The 18,172-nt window shown below is 27.1% G+C and carries 18 protein-coding genes; 2 read left to right on the plus strand and 16 right to left on the minus strand.

All coding sequences use genetic code 11. The features are described 5' to 3' along the window. Nucleotides 1-13: 13 nt before the first annotated feature. The 14 genes from smc to D3Z33_RS08535 all read right to left on the minus strand — a co-directional run bounded on the left by smc (nucleotide 14) and on the right by D3Z33_RS08535 (nucleotide 14,498). Complete coding sequence (gene smc, locus D3Z33_RS08470; RefSeq protein WP_160197337.1) at nucleotides 14-3,598, minus strand: chromosome segregation protein SMC; 3,585 nt, start codon at nucleotides 3,596-3,598, stop codon at nucleotides 14-16. Between the two features lie 13 nt (nucleotides 3,599-3,611). Further along, nucleotides 3,612-4,685, minus strand: a complete 1,074-nt coding sequence (locus D3Z33_RS08475) for an elongator complex protein 3 (RefSeq protein ID WP_160197338.1) — start codon at nucleotides 4,683-4,685, stop codon at nucleotides 3,612-3,614. Further along, nucleotides 4,682-5,398, minus strand: coding sequence for a ribonuclease III (gene rnc, locus D3Z33_RS08480; protein ID WP_160197339.1), 717 nt, complete (start codon nucleotides 5,396-5,398; stop codon nucleotides 4,682-4,684). Before rnc ends, D3Z33_RS08475 begins: the two co-directional genes overlap by 4 nt. 129 nt (nucleotides 5,399-5,527) lie before the next feature. Then, on the minus strand, nucleotides 5,528-6,769 hold the full coding sequence (gene fabF / locus D3Z33_RS08485; RefSeq protein ID WP_160197340.1) for a beta-ketoacyl-ACP synthase II: 1,242 nt from the start codon (nucleotides 6,767-6,769) through the stop codon (nucleotides 5,528-5,530). Between the two features lie 60 nt (nucleotides 6,770-6,829). Continuing rightward, nucleotides 6,830-7,057, minus strand: a complete 228-nt coding sequence (gene acpP / locus D3Z33_RS08490) for an acyl carrier protein (RefSeq protein WP_130806893.1) — start codon at nucleotides 7,055-7,057, stop codon at nucleotides 6,830-6,832. A 19-nt stretch (nucleotides 7,058-7,076) separates the two neighbouring features. After that, nucleotides 7,077-7,820 (minus strand): 3-oxoacyl-[acyl-carrier-protein] reductase, encoded by a 744-nt coding sequence (fabG, locus tag D3Z33_RS08495; RefSeq protein WP_160197341.1) that lies wholly within the window; start codon nucleotides 7,818-7,820, stop codon nucleotides 7,077-7,079. Between the two features lie 19 nt (nucleotides 7,821-7,839). Then, nucleotides 7,840-8,766: an ACP S-malonyltransferase gene (gene fabD, locus D3Z33_RS08500; protein ID WP_160197342.1), complete on the minus strand. Its 927-nt coding sequence runs from the start codon at nucleotides 8,764-8,766 to the stop codon at nucleotides 7,840-7,842. 16 nt (nucleotides 8,767-8,782) lie between these two features. Next, entirely contained in the window at nucleotides 8,783-9,721 is a 939-nt protein-coding gene (fabK, locus tag D3Z33_RS08505) for an enoyl-[acyl-carrier-protein] reductase FabK (RefSeq protein ID WP_160197343.1), read from the minus strand. A 16-nt stretch (nucleotides 9,722-9,737) separates the two neighbouring features. Beyond that, nucleotides 9,738-10,733 (minus strand): beta-ketoacyl-ACP synthase III, encoded by a 996-nt coding sequence (locus D3Z33_RS08510; protein ID WP_160197344.1) that lies wholly within the window; start codon nucleotides 10,731-10,733, stop codon nucleotides 9,738-9,740. A 1-nt stretch (nucleotide 10,734) separates the two neighbouring features. Then, a complete protein-coding gene (gene plsX, locus D3Z33_RS08515) occupies nucleotides 10,735-11,730 on the minus strand; it encodes a phosphate acyltransferase PlsX (RefSeq protein WP_160197345.1) in 996 nt (331 codons plus the stop codon). Nucleotides 11,731-11,740: 10 nt separating this feature from the next. Next, nucleotides 11,741-12,298, minus strand: coding sequence for a transcription factor FapR (fapR, locus tag D3Z33_RS08520; protein WP_130806881.1), 558 nt, complete (start codon nucleotides 12,296-12,298; stop codon nucleotides 11,741-11,743). Nucleotides 12,299-12,523: 225 nt separating this feature from the next. Then, the gene (gene rpmF, locus D3Z33_RS08525; RefSeq protein ID WP_130806878.1) at nucleotides 12,524-12,703 is read right to left on the minus strand and encodes a 50S ribosomal protein L32; all 180 of its coding nucleotides are present in this window, start codon (nucleotides 12,701-12,703) and stop codon (nucleotides 12,524-12,526) included. 13 nt (nucleotides 12,704-12,716) lie between these two features. Continuing rightward, the gene (locus D3Z33_RS08530) at nucleotides 12,717-13,223 is read right to left on the minus strand and encodes a YceD family protein (RefSeq protein ID WP_160197346.1); all 507 of its coding nucleotides are present in this window, start codon (nucleotides 13,221-13,223) and stop codon (nucleotides 12,717-12,719) included. An 84-nt stretch (nucleotides 13,224-13,307) separates the two neighbouring features. Beyond that, nucleotides 13,308-14,498, minus strand: coding sequence for an acetate/propionate family kinase (locus tag D3Z33_RS08535; RefSeq protein ID WP_160197347.1), 1,191 nt, complete (start codon nucleotides 14,496-14,498; stop codon nucleotides 13,308-13,310). Nucleotides 14,499-14,699: 201 nt separating this feature from the next. On the opposite strand from D3Z33_RS08535, the gene D3Z33_RS08540 reads away from it, so the two are divergent. After that, nucleotides 14,700-15,923, plus strand: coding sequence for a nucleotidyltransferase (locus tag D3Z33_RS08540; protein WP_160197348.1), 1,224 nt, complete (start codon nucleotides 14,700-14,702; stop codon nucleotides 15,921-15,923). 50 nt (nucleotides 15,924-15,973) lie between these two features. Next, the gene (ylbJ, locus tag D3Z33_RS08545; protein ID WP_160197349.1) at nucleotides 15,974-17,242 is read left to right on the plus strand and encodes a sporulation integral membrane protein YlbJ; all 1,269 of its coding nucleotides are present in this window, start codon (nucleotides 15,974-15,976) and stop codon (nucleotides 17,240-17,242) included. A 4-nt stretch (nucleotides 17,243-17,246) separates the two neighbouring features. Here the strand turns inward: ylbJ and D3Z33_RS08550 are convergent, their stop codons facing one another. Together D3Z33_RS08550 and coaD are read right to left on the minus strand one after the other, a co-directional pair. Further along, nucleotides 17,247-17,690 (minus strand): ATP synthase F0 subunit B, encoded by a 444-nt coding sequence (locus D3Z33_RS08550; RefSeq protein ID WP_160197350.1) that lies wholly within the window; start codon nucleotides 17,688-17,690, stop codon nucleotides 17,247-17,249. Next, complete coding sequence (coaD, locus tag D3Z33_RS08555; RefSeq protein ID WP_160197351.1) at nucleotides 17,690-18,172, minus strand: pantetheine-phosphate adenylyltransferase; 483 nt, start codon at nucleotides 18,170-18,172, stop codon at nucleotides 17,690-17,692. Before coaD ends, D3Z33_RS08550 begins: the two co-directional genes overlap by 1 nt.

Here is an 18,172-nt window from a genome sequence, read left to right on the forward strand (position 1 = left end):
ATTTCTCCTCCTATTAACTTGCTTTTTCTTCTAGTAACTCTGATAATTTCACTGATAATAATCTACTTATTCCATGTTCCTCCATAGTAACACCATATAATGAATCTACAGATTCCATAGTTCCTTTTCTATGAGTAATAACTATAAATTGAGTCTTCTCAGAAAATTCTCTTAGATATTCTGAAAATCTTATTACATTTGCATCATCTAAGGCTGCTTCTATTTCATCTAATACACAGAATGGAGTAGGTTTAAGCTTTAAAATTGCAAATAATAATGAAATAGCTGTAAGAGATTTTTCTCCTCCAGAAAGTAAATTTATATTTTGAAGTTTTTTACCTGGAGGTTGAGCAATTATTTCAATATCACTTTCTAAAATATTATCTTCGTTAACTAGATATATATCCGCTTTTCCTCCTCCAAACAACTTTTCAAATATACTTTTAAAGTTTCTATTTATCACTTTAAATTTTTCTACAAATACTTCCTTCATTTTATCTTCCATATCTCTAATAACTTTTTCAAGATTTACTTTTGCTTCTTTTAAATCTTCTTTTTGAGTATTTAAAAACTCATATCTTTCAGATATTTCTTTATATTGTTCTATAGAATCCATATTTATATTACCTAATTTTTTTATCATTATCTTATAATTTTTTATCTCTTTTTGAACCTCAGTAACATTTTGTATTTCTTTCTTATATTCCAATGCCATTTGATAAGTTAATTCATATTCTTCCCATAATTTATTATTAAAGTTTTCTAAACTAGTTTCACACTTAGTCATTTTTACATCTATTTTATTAATACTTTTTTGTAAAGATGATATGTTTTCATTCATTTTCTTTAGAGTTTCTTGTTCTTTATAAAAATTATCAAGATATAATTTTTTTTGATTTTTAGATTCTACTAATATTGAATTTGACTTATTAAGCTTTTCTTTAAGCTCTATCCTTTTTTTATCTATATCATCTAATAACTTTTCGGTATCTTTTATATCATGTTCTTTAGTTTTTATTTCTTTTTTTATAGTTTCATTCTTAGTTTTTAATGAGTCAATATCTAAATTTAATCTTTTCAAAGTATTAGAAACTTCTTTTTGTCTTTGTTCAAATGATGCTAATTCAACTTTAAGTTTAGTTATATCATCATTTAACTTTTTAACCTTTTCCTTTTTATCATTAAAATCCTTTAAATCAATTTCTACACCTTGTTTAGTAAAACTATTTTTAGATTCTAATTCTTTTATTGTTTTTTTAGTTTCCATAATTCTATTTATAGAGTTCTCTTTTTCCAACTCTAAATTATTTAATTCTTTAGAAAATCTTTCTATTCTATATTCAATTTCATCCCTTTGTTCTTTTAAATTGTCTTGCCTATTTTTCTTGCTATTTATATCTATTTTTAGATTATTTATACTTTCATTTAAATTCTCTAATTTTTCTTCTTCTTTGTGTATTTGTTTCTTTAGATCAGAATACTTCTGAATAATTTCATTATATTTTTTCTCATTACTTTTTATATTATTTTTTAATTCTTCAATTTCTCTATCTCTTCCTATTAAACTTGTAGAACTATTATTTTTGTAATCTCCTCCAGTCATTGATCCACCAGGGTTTATTACATCTCCTTCTAAGGTTACTATTTTATAGGAATTATTACACACTCTTGATACATATATACCTACTTTTAAATTTTCTACAACTATAACTCGTCCCAATAAATATTCAAATATATTTGTATATTCTTCATCATAACTTATCAATTTGGAAGCTAAATCATATACTCCATCTTGAGACAATATTTTTTTCATATCATTATTAATTCTTCTTCCTTTTATAGAATCTAGTGGTAGGAATGTTACTCTTCCTAATTTATTATTTTTTAGATAATCAATAAATTTCTTAGCATCTTCTTTTGATTCTGTAATAACATTTTGTAATGAACCTCCTAATGCTATTTCAATTGCCTTTTCATATTTTTTTTGAGTAGTTATTAGTTCTGCTACTACACCTTTTAATCCCTTTGAAAAAGATGAGTTTTTTTTGCAAGCTAATAAAATATTTTTTACACCTTTATAATAGCCATCATATCTTTCTTTTATATTATTAAGCATTTTAAGTCTTGATTTATTAGAATCAATTTTCAACTTTAAATCATTAATATGTTTTATATATTCATCCATATATCTTTTGCTTTTTTCTCTATCTATTAAAAGTTTGTTTTTCTCAATTTCTAAATTCTTTATTTTTTTTGTACATATATTTAACTCTGATCCAATATTATCATTTTCTGTTATAATAGAATCCTTTTTTCTATCTAACTCTTCTTTTTCTTCCAATATACCTTTTATTCTTTTATCAATATTTTTAATAAAAGATTCTATTGTGTTAATTTTACCTCTTTTTTCTGTTATATTATTTAAAATATCTATAATATCAGTTTTTTTCTTTTCAATATTTTCCTCAGAAGATTTTATATAGGATTCATTTTGATTTAATAATCTATTTATTTCATCAGATTTTAATTTTAGAGAAGAAATATCTGTATTAATATTTTCTTTTTCTTTTTCTAAGTCTAATAATTCATCTTGTTTTTCATCTGTTAATTCTATATTTTCTTCTAATTCTAAATCTAATCTTACAATATCTTTATTTAAAAATGAAATTTTTTCTTTCTTTATCTTAAAATCAGTTTCTTCTTTTTCTATATTTCTTTGAAGAGTCTGTTTCTGATTCTGAATATTTTCTATTTCATTATCTATTTCTTCAATTAGGCTTTTTGATTTTTCAAATTTTATTTCTATTTGCTTTCTATTTTCTTCATTATCAGAATACTGATTTAATACTAATTCTTTTTGAGCTTTAAGATGCTCTACTTCATCATTAAGCCTATTAATTTCTCTAACAAATAAATTAACTTCTAAAGACTTTAATTTTGATTTTAGTTGTAAATATTTATTAGCCTTATCACTTTGATCTTTCAAAGAATCTATATTTGTTGAAAGTTCTTCTATAATATCATTTATTCTAATTAAGTTATCATTGGTTTTGTCTAACTTTTTTTCTGATTCTTTCTTTCTTGACTTATACTTTACAATCCCAACTGCTTCCTCAATTAAATTTCTTCTATCTTCAGTTTTACTTGATAATATCTCTTCTATCTTACCTTGTCCTATTATAGAATAACCATCAGTTCCTACACCTGTATCCATAAATAATTCTTTAACATCTTTTAATCTACTTGATGTTTTATTTATATAATATTCACTTTCTCCTGAACGATATACTCTTCTTGTAATACTTACTTCCGAATAATCAACTGGTATCTCTTTATTTTTATTATCCAAAGTAAGAGTTACTTCACTAAAACCTAATGCTTTCCTTTTAGATGTTCCAGAAAATATAACATCTTCCATTTTACTGCCTCGCAATGACTTAGCACTCTGTTCTCCTAAAACCCATTTTATAGCATCAGATATATTACTTTTTCCGCTACCATTAGGTCCTACAACACCTGTTATTCCCTTTTCAAAATCAATTGTAGTTTTATCTGCAAATGATTTAAATCCTTGTAATTCTATCTTTTTTAAATACATATTATCTACCTCTTTATGAACAAATTATATTATGTTTACATAAATATTTTTTTATGAAACATTTTTCATCTAATAAATATTTTTCATTTCCATCATTAATTTCTATTTTATCTACATTATTAGTTTCTATTATTTTTATATTATATTTCTTTTTTAGTTTCTTTAAGTTTTCACCTTTATAACCTACAAATTGTGAAAGACTTTTACTATTTAATTTTATAATTAATTTTTTTGTATTAAATGTTTTTTCAATTAACATTAGTTTTATTATTTCTCCATATACTTTTGATTCAATAATTTGTCTTATTGATGGGTGTAAAGGACCAGCAACTACATCTTGTTCAAAGGATATATTTTTTGTAGGTTGAAGACCTATCCTTATTACTGGAATATCAAAATATTTAAAAAGCATCAAGTAATCTTTTATATAATCTATAGTATCTTCAAGCGTAAATGGTTTGTATATTTTTTTTATATATAAAGATTCTAAATATGTTTGTCTTATTATTAAAGTAGGGTATATCCTTACAAAGTCTGGCTTTAGTTCTATGAATTTTTTTACAGTGTGTAGTGATTTATTATATGTATCACCTACTAATCCTACCATCATTTGTAGCCCTAGTTCAAATTTATTAGTTTTTATAATATCTACAGCTCTATAAACATCATCGACAGTATGTCCTCTATTGCTTGATTTAAGAACTTCTTTATCTAAAGATTGTACACCTAATTCTATTATATCAACATCATAGTCTTTTAAATTTTCTATAATTTCTTTATCAATATAATCAGGTCTTGTAGATAATCTTATTTTATCTATTTTTCCTTCTTCTTTATAATTTTTAGCAATATTTAAAAAAGATCTTTGTACTTTTAAATCTAACCCTGTAAAACTTCCTCCAAAAAATGCAATTTCCTTTAGTACACTATCACTTATAGTATTTAAATGTTCTTCTATAATATCAATTATTTGTTGAGAAGTTATTTCAGTATCTAATCCAGTTATTTTTCTTTGATTACAAAAAACACAATCATGAGGACATCCTCTATGAGGTATAAATATAGGTATTATATAATGATTTTTCATTTATTATTAACCTTCTTCAAAGCAAATTTAGCAGCATTTTGCTCAGCTTCTTTTTTGCTATTACCTTTTCCTGTTCCTAAAATCTTACCATTATTTGAAACTTCTACATAAAATTTTTTATTATGATCTGGACCTTCTTCTTTTACCACATTGTATTTTATATTACTATTTGAATCTTGTTGTATTATCTCCTGAAGTTCAGTTTTATAATCAAGAAGCATTTCTCCGTTAACAGCATTTATTATCGTTTCAAGTAAATTATTTAATATAAATTTTTTTGACGCTTTCATACCACCATCTAAATATATTGCTCCTATTACAGCTTCAAAAGCATCAGATAATATACTTATTCTAGTTCTTCCACCAGTAGCTTCTTCACCTTTTCCTAACAGCATAAATTCACCTAAGTTTAATTTTTTTGATATTTCGGCTAATGAAGGTTCACATACTGTTAATGCCCTTATTTTTGTTAATTCACCTTCAGGAAAATTTTTATATTTATTAAAAATGTAATCACTTATAACTAACCCTAATACTGAGTCACCTAAGAACTCTAATCTTTCATTATATAATATTTTTTTACTTTTAAATTCATTTGCATATGAACTGTGAGTTAATGCTTTATTTAATAATGTAATGTCACTAAACTCATAATTTATTCTTTCTTGAAATTGCTTTAATTTTATTTTTCTTAATTTTGACAAATCCTTCATATAATCCCTCCAGTCTATTGATATACTTAAAATTATTTTAGAAAATTCTAAAATAATTTTAAGTATACCTATTATAGTTTACTATATTTCTCTAATATAATGCAAATAGAAGGTAGCATTAGCTACCTTCTATTTTTCATATTTTTTTAATAAAATTGTAGCATTATGTCCTCCAAACCCAAGTGAGTTTGATAAAGCATATTTCACATCACAATTAATAGCTTTATTAGGAACATAATTCAAATCACATTCTTCATCTTTCTCATTCAAATTCATAGTTGGTGGTATAATGTTATTTTTTATTGCAAGTGATGATGCTATTGCTTCTATTCCACCTGCTGCACCAAGCAAGTGTCCTGTCATAGATTTAGTTGAACTTATTTTTATATCATAAGCTTTATCGCCAAATAAATTCTTAATTGCTAAAGTTTCAAACTTATCATTATAATGAGTTGAAGTTCCATGAGCATTAATATAATCAATTTCATCCTTATCAATATTCGCATCATTGATTGCAATCTCCATTGCTCTTCTTGCTCCACTTCCATCTTCTAAAGGCGTTGTTATATGATTTGCATCACATGTAGAACCATATCCCACTACTTCTGCATATATATCAGCACCTCTATTTTGTGCATGTTCCAAAGTTTCTAATATTAATATAGCTGCCCCTTCTCCCATAACGAAACCATCTCTATTTTTGTCAAATGGTCTACTAGCTTCTTTAGGATTATCATTATTGGTAGACAATGCTTTCATTGATGAAAATCCTGCTAAAGCTATAGGAGTAATAGATGCTTCAGTTCCACCACTTATTAGAATATCAGCATCTCCTCGTTCTAATTTTTTAAATGCATCTCCTAATGCGTTAGTAGAAGAAGCACATGCTGTTACAATAGTTTCATTAGGACCTTTAGCATCAAAAGCAATTGCTACTTGTCCTGCAGCCATATTTCCAATCATCATAGGTATAAAAAATGGACTTATTCTTTTAGGTCCTTTTTTAATTAACTTTTCATTTTGAGTTTCAAATGTTTCTATTCCACCTATTCCTGAACCTAAAATAACTCCAAATCTTTCCTTATCAATACTATCTAAATTAATTTTAGAATCTTGAATTGCAATCTTAGATGCTGCAACAGCAAATTGAGAGTATCTATCCATTCTTTTTGCATCTTTTTTGTCTATATAATTCACAGGATCAAAGTCTTTAACTTCTGCAGCTATTTTAGTAGGATAATCTTCAGTATCAAATTTTGTTATATAATCTACACCACTTTTACCATTAATTAATGATTCCCAGAAAGTATCTTTGCCGATACCAATAGGACTAATAACTCCAATTCCTGTTATAACTACTCTATTATTCATAATATTCCTCCCAAAAGAGTTTCTAATATTAAGGTCCCGCTTTAACGGGACCTATATATATTATTTGTTGTTATTTATATAATCTACTGCATCCTTTACCTTTGAAATCTTTTCAGCATCTTCATCAGGTATTTCTATATCAAACTCTTCTTCAATAGCCATAATTAACTCAACAACATCTAATGAATCGGCATCTAAATCCTCTTGGAAAGATGACTCCATTTTTATTTCGTCTTTTTCTACATCTAATTGTTCAGCAATAATATCTTTTAATTTTTCTAATACCATTAATTACACCCCCTTTCAATTATATTGATAATCCACCATCTACAACGATAGTTTGACCAGTAATATATTTTGATAAATCACTTGCTAAAAATAAAGCAGCATTTGCAACATCAGTTGCTTCTCCAAACGAATTTAAAGCTATACCTTTTAGATATTCATCTTTTATTTTTTCGTTTAGTTTGTCAGTCATATCTGTTTTTATAAATCCAGGTGCTATAACATTTACCCTTATATTTTTTTTACCTACTTCTTTTGCAATTGATTTACTAAAACCTATTATACCTGCTTTAGAAGCAGCATAATTTGATTGTCCAGCATTCCCCATTATTCCAACAACTGAACTAATATTTATTATACTCCCATATTTCTGTTTTATCATTTTTCTTATGATAGACTTAGTAACATTAAAAGTTCCTTTTAAATTAATTTCTAGACAATCATCCCACTCTTTTTCAGACATCCTCATAAGTAAATTATCTCTTGTAATACCAGCATTGTTAATTAATATATCAATTTTATCAAATTTATCACATGATTGTTTAATTAAGTTATTTGCCTCATTAACATCTGAAATATCTGCTTTAATTGCAAAAGCAGTTCTACCCATTTTCTCTATTTCTTCTACTACTTCTAATGCTTTTGTTTCATTATTAGAATAATTAATAATAACATTAGCACCATTTCTAGCCAAAGTAAGTGCTATCTCTTTACCAATACCACGAGAACCTCCTGTTATTATAACATTTTTATTATCAATTTTCATTTAGATCACTCCCTTTATTTTATACTAAATTATCTAAATCAGCCATTTTACTTATATTTTTTATATTAACTTTTATTTTTTTCATTTTGGCTGTTTTCTTGATAAATGCTGAAAGTGATTTTCCAGGTCCAATCTCAATAAAATTTGTCACACCATCATTTAACATTTTTTCTATTGATTGTTCCCAATAAACTGATTTATACACCTGTTTAACTAATAAATCTTTTATATTGTTATCTTCAACATAATCAGCAGTTACGTTTGATATTACATCTACCTCAGGTGATTCAACTGATACTTTTTCTAAATCTTTTTCTAACTTTTCACCTGCTGGTTTTAATAGTGAAGAATGAAAAGGTGCACTAACAGGTAATAACACTGCTTTCTTAGCTCCATATTTCTTTGCCATTTTTACAGCCTTTTCTATTGTATCCTTTTCTCCTGTAATTACTATTTGACCAGGGCAATTATAATTAGCAGCTTCTATAATACCTTCATCTTTTAAGTCATTTATTAGTTTCTCTGTATCTGAAATACTCATTCCAATTAAAGCTGCCATTTTTCCTTCACCTTCAGGTACAGTTTCTTGCATATACTTTCCCCTTTTTTGTACTAATTTTACTGTATCTGAAAAACCTATAGCTCTTGCATATAAAAGTGCATTGTATTCACCTAAACTAAGCCCCGCAGTTACATCTGCTTTTAATCCTTTTTGCTCTAAAACTTTTAGTATTGCATAAGAAGTAGTTAGTATTGCTGGTTGAGTTATTTCAGTAAGTGATAGTTCTTCCATTGGTCCATTAAAACACAATTCAATAATATCGAAATCTAATTCTTCATTTGCCATATCAAATACTTCTTTAGCTACTTCAAAATTATCATAAAAATCTTTTCCCATCCCTACATACTGCGAGCCTTGACCGGGAAAAACAAATGCGGTTTTCATAAATATTCACCTCTCGCTAAAATTTATATAATTTTCCCTTTATATCTTCAACTTCAGTTATTATATCATCTATAATCTCTTTACAACTCTTTATATCTTTAATAAGACCACTACTTTGTCCTGCCATCACTGAACCTGAAGTCACATCTCCATCAATAGCTGCTTTCTTAAGAGATCCTACTGTCAATTTATCAATTTCATCTTTATTTTCAATATCTTTTTCTAAATTAATTATTTTTCTTGAAAGTTTATTTTTTATTATCCTTACAGGATGTCCTGTAATTCTTCCAGTAACTATAGCATCTCTATCTTTAGAATTTACAATTTTTTCTTTGTATTGGTCATGAGCAATACACTCATTAGAGCATACAAACCTAGTTCCAATTTGTACACCTTCTGCTCCCAAGGAGATAGCAGCCATAAACCCTCTACCATCTGCTATTCCTCCAGCTGCTATAACAGGTATATCTACATTATCTACAACTTGAGGCACTATGGCAAATGTTGTAAGTTCACCAATATGCCCTCCAGCTTCAGTTCCTTCAACGATTACAGCATCCGCACCTAACTTTTCCATTCTTTTTGCAAGTGCTACAGAAGGAACTACTGGAATAACTTTTGTTCCTACATTTTTTAATTTATCTATATATTTACCTGGATTACCTGCTCCAGTAGTAACAACACTTATTTTCTCATCATATAACATTTCCATAATACTATCAGCATGTGGGGATAAAAGCATAACATTAACCCCGAATGGTTTATCTGTCATTTCTTTAGCTTTAAGTATTTCTTGTTTTACAACTTCTACTGGAGCAGCACCACAACCAATTATCCCAAGACCACCAGCATTTGAAACAGCAGCTGCAAGTTCTGCAGTAGCTACCCAAGCCATCCCACCTTGTATAATTGGATATTTCACTCCTAATAATTTAACTAATCTATTTTCAAACATATAAACCTCCTAATATTTATGACGTCCATTTAAGAAGTGTAGCGCCCCATGTTAATCCACCACCAAAACCAACTAATATTACATTATCTCCATCTTTAATTTTTTTACTTCTTACAGCTTCATCTAATGCTACTGGTATAGAAGCAGATGACATATTACCATATTTATCTAAATTCATACATACCTTATCTTTATCAATTTTAAGCCTCTTTGAAGCTGATTCAATAATTCTCATATTAGCTTGATGAGGTATTAAATGATCTATATCTGATATACTAAAACTTATATCATCCATTACTTTTTTTGAAGATTGTGCCATAGTTTTCACTGCAAATTTAAATACAGAATTGCCTTCCATTTTTATAAAATGTAATTTTTTCTTTACAGTTTCTTCAGTAGACGGATTAAGTGAACCTCCTGCAGGTTGAGTTAGAAGTTCTCCTCCAGAACCATCTGCACCAATATCCATTGATAATATACCTTTACCTAAATCTACACTAGAAACAACTACTGCACCTGCACCATCTCCAAATAATACACAAGTATTTCTATCTTCCCAATCTACAATTTTACTTAAATTATCAGCACTAATTACCAATATATTCTTGTAAAGTCCTGACTTAACAAATGCATATGCATTTGTTAAACCATAAATAAAACCAGTACATGCAGCTTCCAAATCAAATGCAGCCGCATTTTTAAGCCCTAATTGTTCTTGTACTATACAAGCTGTAGATGGAAAAGCCATATCCGGTGTAACAGTAGTTACTATTACCATATCTATATCTTGAGAATTTAGACCAGAGGAAGCTATAGCTCTTTCTGCTGCTATTTTTGCCATATAAGATGTTGATTTATCTTTTTCTAGAATTCTTCTTTCTCTTATACCAGTTCTAGTAGTTATCCATTCATCTGAAGTATCCACTATTTTTTCTAAGTCTTTATTAGTAACTATATTCTGAGGAACATAACTTCCAGTACCAATAATTCCAATGCCAAATTCTCTTTCCATTTTAATCCTCCATTTTCAATATCTCATTTTCTATAATTTCTACAACATTATTTTCAGTAAATATTTTAGCTTGTTTTATTGCATTTTTAAAAGCTTTAGAATCTGAACTTCCATGAGCCTTTATTACTCCACCTTTAACACCTAGTAATAACGCTCCACCATATTCACTATAATCTATTTGTTTTTTAAAACTTTTAAGCCCATCCTTTAATAAAAAAGCTCCTAATTTAGTTTTAATATTTTTCATAAACTCTTTTTTTAAAGATGAGAAAATTGTAGAAGCTAATCCTTCTGTTAACTTTAGTATTGTATTCCCAACAAAACCATCACAAACTAAAACATCACAATAGCCTTTTGGTATATCCCTTACTTCAATATTTCCATAAAAATTTATATTGCTTTCAGCAAGTAAATTATAGCTTTCTTTTGTTAGTTCATTACCTTTTTCTTGCTCTTCACCAATATTAACAAGACCTACAGTAGGATTTTTTCTACTTAAAACCTTATCAGCATAAATTGAACCCATTATAGCAAATTGTTCTAAATTTTTTGGTTTTGAATCTACATTTGCTCCTGCATCAATTAGTAATGACACTCCTTTTTCAGTAGGATATACAGGAGATAAAGCTGGTCTATCTATCCCTTTAATTCTTCCAACAATAAATAATCCTCCAGCAAGTAATGCACCTGTACTACCTGCAGAAACAACTGCATCTGCTTGTTTTTCCTTTACTAATTTTAATGCTTTAACCAAAGAAGAGTCTTTTTTTCTTCTTATGGCCTTTACAGGTTTTTCAGTATTCTCTATAACTTCACTTGCATTTATGATCTCAATTTTATCTTTATCATAATTATATTTATCTAATTCTTTTTTTATCATATCTGAGTTGCCAACAAGAATAACTTTAACATCAAACTCATTTACTGCATCTACACTTCCCTTAACAGTCATACTAACACCTTTGTCGCCACCCATTGCATCAATTGCTATTTTCATATAAACACTCCTATTCCATAGATACTAAAATAAATTTTCCTCTAAAAACCTGCTTTTGAGATTCATATATAAATACATGAACAAAATATTTATTTGCCCTTTGTCTTACTACCTCAGCTTTGGCAATTAATTTACTACCAGATTTTACTGGTTCATTGTATTTAATATTTGCTACACCTGTAAGAGCTACTTCTGCATCTATTACAGCCATTGCTATAGACTCTGCTTGAGCAAATATATGATGTCCTCTTACAATATCAGTTTTTTCAAAAGCCATGTCTTTAGTTGTTTCAAGAATTGATATTCCAGTATTACCAAGCTCTAAATCAATAAGTTCACCTACTATTTCTTTACCTCCAATAGATCTAACTTTTGTATGATTTTTTTCAGCTACATTCTTTACTCTTTCCCTAAGCTCTGGAATCCCAAGTTCCAATCTATCAAGTCTTATGGTTTGAATGCTTACATTAAAAACTTCAGTTAACTCTTCATCAGTCCAAAAAGGATCTTCAATTAATTTTTCTTTTAATTCTTTTTGCCTCTCCTTTTTTGGTTTACGCTTTTTCAATACTATCACCTCAAGTTACGACTTGAAATTAGTACCTGTTACTAATAGTAAGTATATATTAACAAACTATTTTTTTCAAGTATTAATTTCAATTATTTTTTATTTTTAACACTTATTATTATGACTTCATCTTAATATATTATAACAAATTTATCAAAAACACATAACACTTATCTACCTTTTTTTTATAAAAAAAAGGTAGATACATATGTATCCACCTTTTTATTAATTTACTTCTTTAACCTCTTTATTTTTGTAATATCCACAAGCAGAGCATACTCTATGTGGTAATTTTGGCTCATGGCATTGAGGACATTCCATCAAATTAGGTCTTGTAGCCTTAGAATTTGATGCTCTTCTCATATCTCTTTTTGATTTTGATGTTTTACGCTTTGGTACTGCCATTAAAAACACCTCCTTATTTATCCATTAATCTTTTCAGTTTAGCCAACCGAGGATCAATATTGTCATCTTCACAATTACAATCACCCTTATTTAAGTCCTTTCCACAATGAGGACATATACCTTTGCATTTATCATCACAAATAGTTTTCATAGGTAAAGATAGCAATATAGAAGATATAATAGGTTCCTTTAAATTTAATATATTACCTTTTTCTAAAATCAATTCATCTTCTGATGAACCTTCTTGATCATTCTCATATACTATTTTATAATCAAGCATAGCAACTTCATTTTTAGTAATATTTTTTAAGCATCTAGCACAGCTAGTTGTATATTCAAAAGAAACCTTAGCCTGTAGATATATACCGTCATCTGTATTGAATATTCCTCCATTAACTTCTACAGGTCTATTAAATTTAATATCGTTACCCTCAGTCTTAATCTCATTAATTTCAAATATATCATCTAATTCAATCTGATAATCGCTTCCGTTTATAAGATTAGATAGGTTAACTTTCATTTTATTCACCTCTTATTATGACCAACCCTAATTATATTAATTTATAATAACTTTGTCAAGTTATTATGTTTACAGTTTTAAATATTAAACTAAAGATTTTGTATCTCTTGCTATCATAAGTTCTTCATTTGTTGGTATAAGAAGAATTTTAACTTTACTTTCTTCTTTATTTAATTCTGTTTCTTTACCTCTAACTTTATTATTATCTTCATCTATATCTATTCCTATGAATTCTAATCCTTTACAAATTTCTTGTCTAGTTTCAACTGAATTTTCACCTAATCCAGCAGTAAATACTAATACATCTATTCCCTTCATTATAGCAGAATATGCACCTATATATTTTTTAACTCTCATATTAAATTTTTCAAGTGCTAATTGTGATCTGTGATTTCCTTCACTAGCTGCACCTTCAATATCTCTAAAATCACTACTTACGCCTGATATTCCTAATACTCCAGATTTTTTATTTAACATTGTATTAACTTCATCAATAGTCATATTTTCTTTCTCCATTAAATATACTATTATAGCTGGATCTATATCTCCACTTCTAGTTCCCATAGCAAGACCTTCTAATGGAGTGAATCCCATACTAGTCTCAATTGACTTACCATTTTTTACAGCAGCAACACTTGCACCATTTCCTAAGTGACAAGTAACAATTTTTAAATCTTTAATATCTTTTCCTAACATATCTGCTGCTCTATTCGCTACATATTTATGTGATGTTCCATGAAAACCATATCTTCTTATACCATATTTCTCATACATTTCATAAGGAATAGGGTATATATAAGATGATTCAGGCATAGTTTGATGGAATGCTGTATCAAAAACTGCAACCATAGGTGTATTTGGCATCAATTCCTGACAAGCTTTTATTCCCATAATATTTGGTGGATTATGTAACGGTGCAAGCTCCGAACATTCTTCAATTGCTTTTAATACCTTCTCATCTATTACTACAGATTCTGAGAACTTTTCTCCTCCATGAACAACTCTATGACCTACTGCATTTATTTCATCCATAGAATGTATAGCACCATGATCTGAATCTACTAAAGCATTTAAAACAATCTCTATTGCTTTCTTATGATCACTCATAGGCTTTTCAATTAATACATCCTCTTTCCCTGTAGGTTGATGCTTAACTCTTGCTCCTTCAATTCCAATTCTTTCAGCTAACCCCTTAGCAAGAACTTCTTCATTTGACATATCTATTAATTGATATTTAAGTGAAGAACTACCACAATTAATTACTAATACTTTCATATTCATCCTCCTAAAAAACTTTTTTATATTTTAATGTTATTATAAAACATTTAAAAAATCAACTAGATATAAATTATAATTTGTATATCAAGCTTAATAACTATTATAATATAAAATAAGACTTAATCAAATATATTTTAATGAAAAAATCAAATTATTATACCTGTATTGATTAAAATAAACATAATAAAGGAGAAAAAAATGAAAATTGTTGGTCTTGTTACTGAATATAACCCTTTTCATAATGGTCATAAATACCATCTAGAACAATCTAAATTAGAGACAAATTGTAACTATAGTGTAGCTGTGATGAGTGGAAATTTTGTTCAAAGAGGAGAACCTGCTATATGTGATAAATGGACTCGAGCTAAGATGGCAATAGACTCTGGAGTTGATTTAGTATTAGAATTACCTACTTTATACTCTACTATGAGTGCTGAATATTTCTCATATGGTGCTGTTAAATTATTAGATTCTTTAAATGTTATAGATTATATATCTTTCGGAAGTGAGACAAATGATTTAGAATCTCTTATAAAAATTTCAAAAGTATTAGAATCTGAACCTAAAAATTTTAAATATCATTTAAAAAAATATTTAAATAAAGGGATGTCTTTTCCTAAAGCTAGAAGTGAAGCTTTAAAAAATATCTTTGATGATTATAAAATTGATAACATAATAAATAATCCTAACAATATATTAGCAATAGAATATATAAAGTCATTGATAAACTTAAATAGCACAATAAAACCTTACTCAATTAAAAGAATAGTTTCAGATTATAATGAAATTATTCTAACTGGAAATATATCGAGCGCTACTGCAATAAGAAGATCTTTAATTGCTAAAGGTATTTCAGATAAGAAAACATGTTATTCTTTACCTATTAATAGTAAAAAAGATATATCAAAATACTTAGCAAATTATAGTTCTTTCAATCAATTAATTAACTTTAATGATATTCTAATATATAAATTAAGAACTATAGATAAGGATTGCTTAAAAGAATTTATAGATATAGAAACTGGTCTTGAAAATAGAATAATAGAGGCTGCAAATAAATTTGATAATATAATGGATATAATAAAAAATATTAAGACTAAAAGATATACTTATACTAGAATCCAAAGAATTTTAATTCATATACTATTAGATATTAATTATAAAAAAGATCAAATTTATAATTTTCCACTTTATATCCGTGTTTTAGGCGCTAACAAAAAAGGTTTTGAAATACTTAAAAATATAAAGTCTAATTCAAATTTGCCTATCATAAATAAGGTAGCTGACTTCAGAAAAAGTAACGCAAACAAAATGTTTGATTTAGATATAAAAGCATCAAATATATATTTTATAGGATTAAATAATAAAACAAATATAAAAAATAATTTTGATTTTTATATTTCTCCTTATATTAGAACATAATTGTATATTAAATTAAATATAATTAAATAGATGTAAAATGGAGGGCGCTTATGAATTATTTATTCTATTTAATTATATTTTTATTTTTCTATATTATAATTAAAAGAAGATATTTATTTAAATTTAAAAATTTATTATATCCTTTTATATTTATTGTACTTATAATATTAACAGTGTTATACCCTAAAAATTCTATAGATGCCGCATTAAGAGGGATAGATGTTTGGTTTTTTACTGTACTACCTTCTCTTCTACCTTTTTTTATAATTTCTGAAATAACTATTCAATTAGGATTTGTGAATTTTATAGGTACATTAATTAGTCCTTTAATGCGTCCCTTATTTAATATTCCAGGTGAGGGAGCTTTTGTATTTGCAATGAGTGTAACTTCAGGATATCCAGTGGGAGCTAAATTAATTTCTAAATTAAGATTAGAGAATAAGATTTCTCAAGTAGAAGCGCAAAGGCTTGCTTCTTTCGCTTCTACTTCCGGACCTTTATTTATAATAGGAGCTGTCTCTATAGGGATGTTTAATAATGAGAGATTAGGATTCCTTTTAATATTATCTCATTACCTTGGATCTATTACATTAGGTTTAATATTTAGATTCTTTAAATATAATGTTAAGTCATGCCAGATAAGTATGAATTATAAAAAGAACTTAAAAGATTCTTATAATAATCTTTTAAAAAACAAAAGTATTGGTAATATTATGTCTGATGCAATGCAAGATGCAATGAATACAATACTAATAATTGGTGGATTTATTATTTTTTATTCAGTAGTTATAGAATCATTAAATTCGCTTAATATTGTTTATTATATTATGAAGTCATTTGAAAATATAGGTGTTTTTATTGAAGAGGATATTATTAAGGGATTTTTATTTGGAATTATAGAAATAACTAATGGTACCAAAATTCTTTCACAATCAATAGAAAGCAACAGTTTACATATTTATGTTCTAGTTAGTATATTAATAGGATGGAGCGGCATCTCTATTCATAGTCAAGCATTAAGTTTTTTTTCTAAAATAGATATAAATAACAGAATATATCTATTTTCTAAGTTAATGCATGGTTTATTTGCTGGAGCTTTTACAATAATTCTTTATAAACCTCTAATGATTAAATCAATAAGTGTTTTTAATTATTCTTCTAAAATTAAAAACAGTTCAAATTATTTTGGAAATTTTTTTGACCATATATATATATCATTTAAAATAATTCTATTCATACTTTTTCTATTAACTATATCTTCACTTATATCTTCTATACTTTATAATATATATAAAGTCATATTAAAAGGACCTAAATAGGTCCTTACATTTCGTTTAATTCATTTCTATTTTGATCAACTGTCTTAAGTAGCTCTTCTAATTGACTTTGTACAGTTTTTAATAATTCATCAGCGTATTCTCTACCACCTAGTCTTATATCTTTAGCATTACTTTGTGCTTTTTGAATAATTTCATCTGCTCTTGCCTGAGCTCTTTTAGTTATTTCATCTCTTTCAACCATTTCTTCTATATGTAACCTTGCTTCTTTTGTAACTGTCTCTGCCTCTTTCTGTGCTTCAGCAAGTATTCTTTGTCTTTCTTCTCTAATCCACTCTGCTTGCTTTATTTCATCTGGTAACTTAGATCTTATTTCATTAAGAATGTCTAAAACTTCATGCTTGTCCACCATCACTTTACCCGATAAGGGTATACTTGAGCTTTCTTCTAATATCTCTTCAATTTCATTTAATAATTTTAATAAGTCCATTATATATCACCCTTCAACTTTTTATTTAGATTATATTCTACTATTTCTGGAACTAATTTACTTATATCTCCATTAAATTTAGCTATTTCTTTTACTACAGAAGAACTTAAAAAAGAGTATTTGCTACTTGTCATTAAAAAGAAGGTTTCCAATTCTTCATCTAACATAGTATTAGTAAGAGCCATTTGAAACTCATACTCAAAATCAGAAAGTGCTCTTAGTCCTTTTAAAATAATTGAAACATCCTTACTTTTAGCATAATCTATAAGCAATCCAGCAAAGCTATCTATTTCTACATTTTCAATATCTTTAGTTGTATTCTTTAATAACTCAACTCTCTCTTCAACATTAAACAATGAATTTTTTGAAGGATTATTTAAAACTGTCACTATTATTTTATCAAACTTTTTACTTGCCCTTTTTATAATATCTAAATGTCCGTTAGTTACTGGATCAAAACTACCTGGATATATTACTGTCAT

Source organism: Senegalia massiliensis (genome assembly GCF_009911265.1).
Classification (GTDB): Bacteria; Bacillota; Clostridia; order Tissierellales; family SIT17; genus Anaeromonas; species Anaeromonas massiliensis_A.